Source organism: Thermoflexus sp. (assembly GCF_042408365.1).
Classification (GTDB): domain Bacteria; phylum Chloroflexota; class Anaerolineae; order Thermoflexales; family Thermoflexaceae; genus Thermoflexus.
The window spans coordinates 1-4,571 of sequence record NZ_JBHOQJ010000300.1; the positions used below are offsets into that span (position 1 = coordinate 1).

6 protein-coding genes, 1 tRNA gene and 1 pseudogene are annotated in these 4,571 nt (G+C 56.9%); all 8 read left to right on the forward strand.

Annotated features, from left to right (window positions below; all coding sequences use genetic code 11):
- Positions 1 to 214: pseudogene (gene tuf / locus ACFMO5_RS13825) on the forward strand (elongation factor Tu); the annotation flags it as partial.
- Between the two features lie 105 nt (positions 215 to 319).
- Positions 320 to 772, forward strand: a complete 453-nt coding sequence (locus ACFMO5_RS13830; protein ID WP_376793335.1) for a hypothetical protein — start codon at positions 320 to 322, stop codon at positions 770 to 772.
- A 552-nt stretch (positions 773 to 1,324) separates the two neighbouring features.
- A complete protein-coding gene (locus tag ACFMO5_RS13835; protein WP_376793336.1) occupies positions 1,325 to 1,945 on the forward strand; it encodes a hypothetical protein in 621 nt (206 codons plus the stop codon).
- A gap of 349 nt (positions 1,946 to 2,294) precedes the next feature.
- On the forward strand, positions 2,295 to 2,456 hold the full coding sequence (rpmG, locus tag ACFMO5_RS13840; RefSeq protein WP_376793337.1) for a 50S ribosomal protein L33: 162 nt from the start codon (positions 2,295 to 2,297) through the stop codon (positions 2,454 to 2,456).
- A gap of 79 nt (positions 2,457 to 2,535) precedes the next feature.
- A tRNA-Trp gene (locus ACFMO5_RS13845) sits at positions 2,536 to 2,608 on the forward strand.
- Between the two features lie 106 nt (positions 2,609 to 2,714).
- Positions 2,715 to 3,023 (forward strand): preprotein translocase subunit SecE, encoded by a 309-nt coding sequence (secE, locus tag ACFMO5_RS13850; RefSeq protein ID WP_376793338.1) that lies wholly within the window; start codon positions 2,715 to 2,717, stop codon positions 3,021 to 3,023.
- A gap of 134 nt (positions 3,024 to 3,157) precedes the next feature.
- Positions 3,158 to 3,847: a transcription termination/antitermination protein NusG gene (gene nusG, locus ACFMO5_RS13855; RefSeq protein ID WP_376793339.1), complete on the forward strand. Its 690-nt coding sequence runs from the start codon at positions 3,158 to 3,160 to the stop codon at positions 3,845 to 3,847.
- A gap of 191 nt (positions 3,848 to 4,038) precedes the next feature.
- Positions 4,039 to 4,464 carry a 50S ribosomal protein L11 gene (gene rplK / locus ACFMO5_RS13860; protein WP_376793340.1) on the forward strand — a complete coding sequence of 142 codons (426 nt, stop codon included), beginning with the start codon at positions 4,039 to 4,041 and terminating at the stop codon, positions 4,462 to 4,464.
- Positions 4,465 to 4,571: the final 107 nt, after the last annotated feature.

A 4,571-nucleotide genomic window follows, 5' to 3' on the forward strand; every position in this document is an offset into this window, starting at 1 on the left:
CAGTGGGTACAAGCCGCAGTTTTACTTTCGGACGGCGGATGTGACGGGGGAGATTGAGCTGCCGGCGGGGGTGGAGATGGTGATGCCTGGGGACAATGTGAACCTGCGGGTGCGGCTGATTGCCCCGGTGGCGATTGAGGAAGGGTTGCGGTTCGCCATCCGGGAAGGGGGGCTCACCGTCGGCGCCGGCGTCGTCACCAAAATCTTGGAGTAGGGCTTGGCTCACGTAATTTCGGGATAACTATTCATCCGTTCTCACGCAACGCCAATACAGGTATAAGGCGAAGATATTTCTTCGTGCAGAAAACAGGGGACAATTGTGGAAGTTCGAGTCCTCAAGCATCCAGGTCGAAAGTGGCTCCTCGTGACCTCCGAGGAGAACTACCTTATCTGTCTTGATTGTCGCCGATGGGGAGATGAGAACTACTGTAGGATCAGCCAGATCAAGCCCGGGGATATCTTGATCTTCTATATCAAGGTAGCGCAACTCGGTGCGGTCGCTGAGGCAACCAAATCTGTGTATCATTCATCTGAAGTGATATGGCCCGACCGGCTGTACCCATACCGGATTGACTTCTCCGTCCTCATCGATCCTGGCTTGCCCATTGATTTCAGGCCCTTGATCCCACTGGTCAGCTTCCTGCCACGCAAGGACAAGAGGTGGGGGGCGATCCTGCAGACTTCATGCCTTGAGATATCGGATTCCGATGCGCAGCTCCTGATCAACGCGATTAAGCAAGGAGGAATATCAGTCTGGAATGTAAGCCTGTAACCTACAGAACACTGCCGTGCTTTGTGCTATCCCGGGCTTCTCCTAAGAAACTATACTACCCATTCTTCTTCTGTAGGCGCCTCCACTTGCTCCAGTACCGATTGCATCGCCTTGTCTTGCTCATCCGCTAGCCATATTTTCGCAAATGCGCTTGACAGTATAAATTCGGACCCGGTTTCTTGGACACTAATTTGACTATCAAGGCGGTAACCGAGGAGGACGGCTGGTGCTGGTTCTTCGGAGTAATCGATCATCATCTTGACGAACTCGTGGGCTGGCATGTGGCGAAGCTCGGCGATCGCCGGGCGGCGCTGGAGCCGATCCAGCGCAGGACGTGCCTCACGCCATCGGGGCCTTCCGGAAGGATATCGCTCGCGGCCTGAAGCTCCGCTGTGCGCCGAGGACGAATATGAACGACGGCTGAAGGCGGCGTATCCGATCCACGCCCGGCTCGGCCCCAAATCCCCAAGGGACCAAAACCAAGAATCAAACCATTAGGAGACTGAATGAAGAGCGCGCCGCGGGGAGGATTAGATAATTAGAGGAACCGAATTGATTCCATACAAGACAGCGAGTGACGACTATGAGTTGACCGAGCCCCCAAAAGACAAATTCAAACGCCTGCGAAGCGAACGTCAGCCCCTATATTTGACATCCGAAGAATTGGATGAGATTTTGGGTTGGAAACTACGGGGTCAATATGAGCGACAGAAAGAAAAGCGGAAGGCGAATACGGAGGATGTCATTCGGACAGTGACCGGTGCGGCGCTTTCAATCACTCATCCGGACGAAGATTATGAGACCGAGCTGCGACTGCGCCTTTTGTGCTGCATTCGCGGGGTAGGCATACGTGTCGCATCGGCTGTTCTCGCGCTCGTGTTTCCAGCGAAGTATGCGACGATTGATTTTCGTGGATGGAGACAGATATTCGGCGAGGAGAAAAAGGAGTTCTCGATCTCTGATTATAAATGCTACCTTCGTGAGATAAAGCAACTGGCGGCCGAGTCAGGATGGCTCCCGCAAGAAGTCGATTTGGCGATTTGGGCAAAAGATGTAGCAGAAAGCAGATCACAGCATGCGGGCGTGGCTTCGAACAGGGCGCAGGAGGACTATAGGGAAACGCTGGGGGAGGGACCCGGAGGATCGATGGGAGGTGTGTGGCAGGTGCATTGAAAGGTGTTCACCCTGGGCAGTTCCGATCTCCTGGAAACTGGAAAGCGGTCGGGGGGGATCGCGAGGGGAGATCTCCGAACTTACGTTGAAAGAGCAGTTCGGGGAGACCGCTCACCTCAACGAATGACTCGACCATCTCCTGCTCGCGGGCGTGTCCTAACTTCGTAGGGAGCAGTCAGGCGGCTTGACGAATCGGCTCCCGCCGCGACTGGACAGAAGAGCGAAGTCATGGTAAAGTAATACGCTGGACCGCCCGAGGATTGTTGGTGCGAGCCTTACGGCTGACTAGAAGGTCGCGGCGGCCCAGCGATCGTCTGTTGAATCATCTCTCCATCCGGCCGAGGTCGCTATGGCGAAGGAAGTAAGGGTGGTGATCACCCTGGCGTGCACCGAATGCAAAGAGCGGAACTATACGACGCAGAAGAACCGAAATAACGATCCCAATCGTCTGGAGCTGCGCAAATATTGCCCGCGCTGTCGCAAGCATACGCTACACCGGGAAACCAAGTGAGGGTTGGTGAAGAGCTCCTTAGGATCTGGGGAGATCGGCTTCGGCGATCCTCCTAGATCTTAAGCTTCTCGTGACCCGCAGGCCGGTAGCTCAACAGGCAGAGCAGCGGACTCCAAATCCGCAGGTTCCAGGTTCGAGTCCTGGCCGGCCTGCCTTTCGAACCCTGGGGCACCGCGTAGCGGTGTCCCAGTTTGTGTAAAATAATGGAAGGTGTTGGAGGCCTCGAACAGCCTGTTGCTTGTAAGGAGTGCGTAACCAGTGGCGAAAGCTGCAGAGACCCGTCGATTCCTGCGAGGCGAGTGGGCCCCCCTTCGGTATCTACGGGAGGTTCAGGGGGAGCTCAAGAAGGTCCGCTGGCCGGACCGGCAGGAGCTCTATCGGTTGACCGGGGTGGTGCTGGCGGTCACGATTGGAATGTCGATCATCCTGGGGCTGGTGGACTATTTCTTCTTCTGGCTTTTCGGAGGGATCTTCACCACGCCTCAGGATCCCCTCCGTCTTGGCCTCGCGATTGTCGGAAGCTTGGTCGGTCTGGGGGCGCTGATTTACGCCCTAACCAGGGAATAAGCCGGGGAGCAGGGGGGCTGGGCGGGGCGTGGAGGGGATCCCGCCCAGCCCCCCTGTTTCCTGGACGGAATGCTGCATGATTTTTCCCTTCACGGCTCCAGGAGCTGCAAGAAAAATTTGTAAAAGGGAGATCCATGACCTGGGAAGAGGAGCGCCCATCTTCTTTAGAGTCCTTTGAGGCGGATGAGGAGCGTTTGGAGGAATTGCTGAGCGAGCTGGAGGAAATCGCCTCGGCTCCGACCGGGGAGGAGGTAAAGGACGAGGTTCCCCGGACGGAGGAGGGCCCGTTAACAGCCTCACGGGAACGGGCCTGGTACATCGTCCATTGTTATTCCGGGTCCGAGCATAAGGTGAAACATAATCTGGAACAGCGGATCGCCTCCATGGGTATGCAGCACAAAATCTTTAACATCGTGGTTCCGGAGGAGGAGGAGATCGAGATCCGGGAGGGGAAGAAGCGACCGGTCCGGCGGCGGATTTATCCGGGCTATATCCTGGTTGAGATGATCATGGATGAGGACTCATGGGCGGTGGTTCGATTCACGCCCGGGGTGACGGGTTTCGTGGGGATGGGCAATCAACCCACCCCCTTGCGGCCGGAGGAGGTTCAGGCCATTTTCAAGCGCATGGAAAGCAAGGCGCCTCGGATTCGGGTCACTTTCAAGCCCGGGCAGAAGGTTCGCATCACCGAGGGGCCTTTTGCGGAGTTTGTGGGGATCGTGGACGAGATCGATCCCGACAAAGCGAAGATCCGTGTTCTGGTTTCCTTCTTCGGGCGGGAAACGCCGGTGGAGCTGGATTTCACTCAGGTTGAGAAGATCTGAGGGGATCTTCGGGGGTTGGATGGTCACCCCACGAAGAAACCGATTGCCTCCCTCCCCGCAGCCCAAAGGGCTGTGGGAGGGGGTACAAAGAGAGGGGCCATCTCCCCTTCCACCGCGTATCCCTAAAATTCAGGCGGACCAAGCGCGACGAGGTTGCACCTTCATTATTGAGTTTTTAGAGGAGAGCATCTATGGCCAAGAAGGTTAAAGCGGTGATTAAACTCCAAATCGAAGCGGGCAAGGCTAATCCAGCTCCCCCGATTGGGCCCACGCTGGCCCCCCATGGGGTGAATGTGATGGCCTTCTGCAAGGAATACAACGCCCGTACGGCCCATATGGCCGGCCAGATCGTGCCGGTGGAGGTCACGATCTACACGGATGGCTCCTTCACGATGGAGCTTAAGACACCGCCGGTCTCGGATCTCCTCCGCCGGGCGGCTGGCGTTGAGAAGGGTTCTTCGGAGCCGAGCCGGCAGATCGTCGGCCGGATCACCCGACAGCAGCTTCGGGAGATCGCGGAGCTCAAGATGAAGGATCTGAACACCGAAGATATCGAGGCTGCGATGCGGATGATCGCGGGCACGGCCCGAAGCATGGGGATTCAGATTACGGACTGATTTCAGCTGCGTTTGAAGGGGGCGGAGAGCCGCGGAAACGGGCGCTTCAGCGCCCTTACTACAAGGGGATGAGAAATATTTTGGGGGCCGAGCCGCGCGCCAAAGGC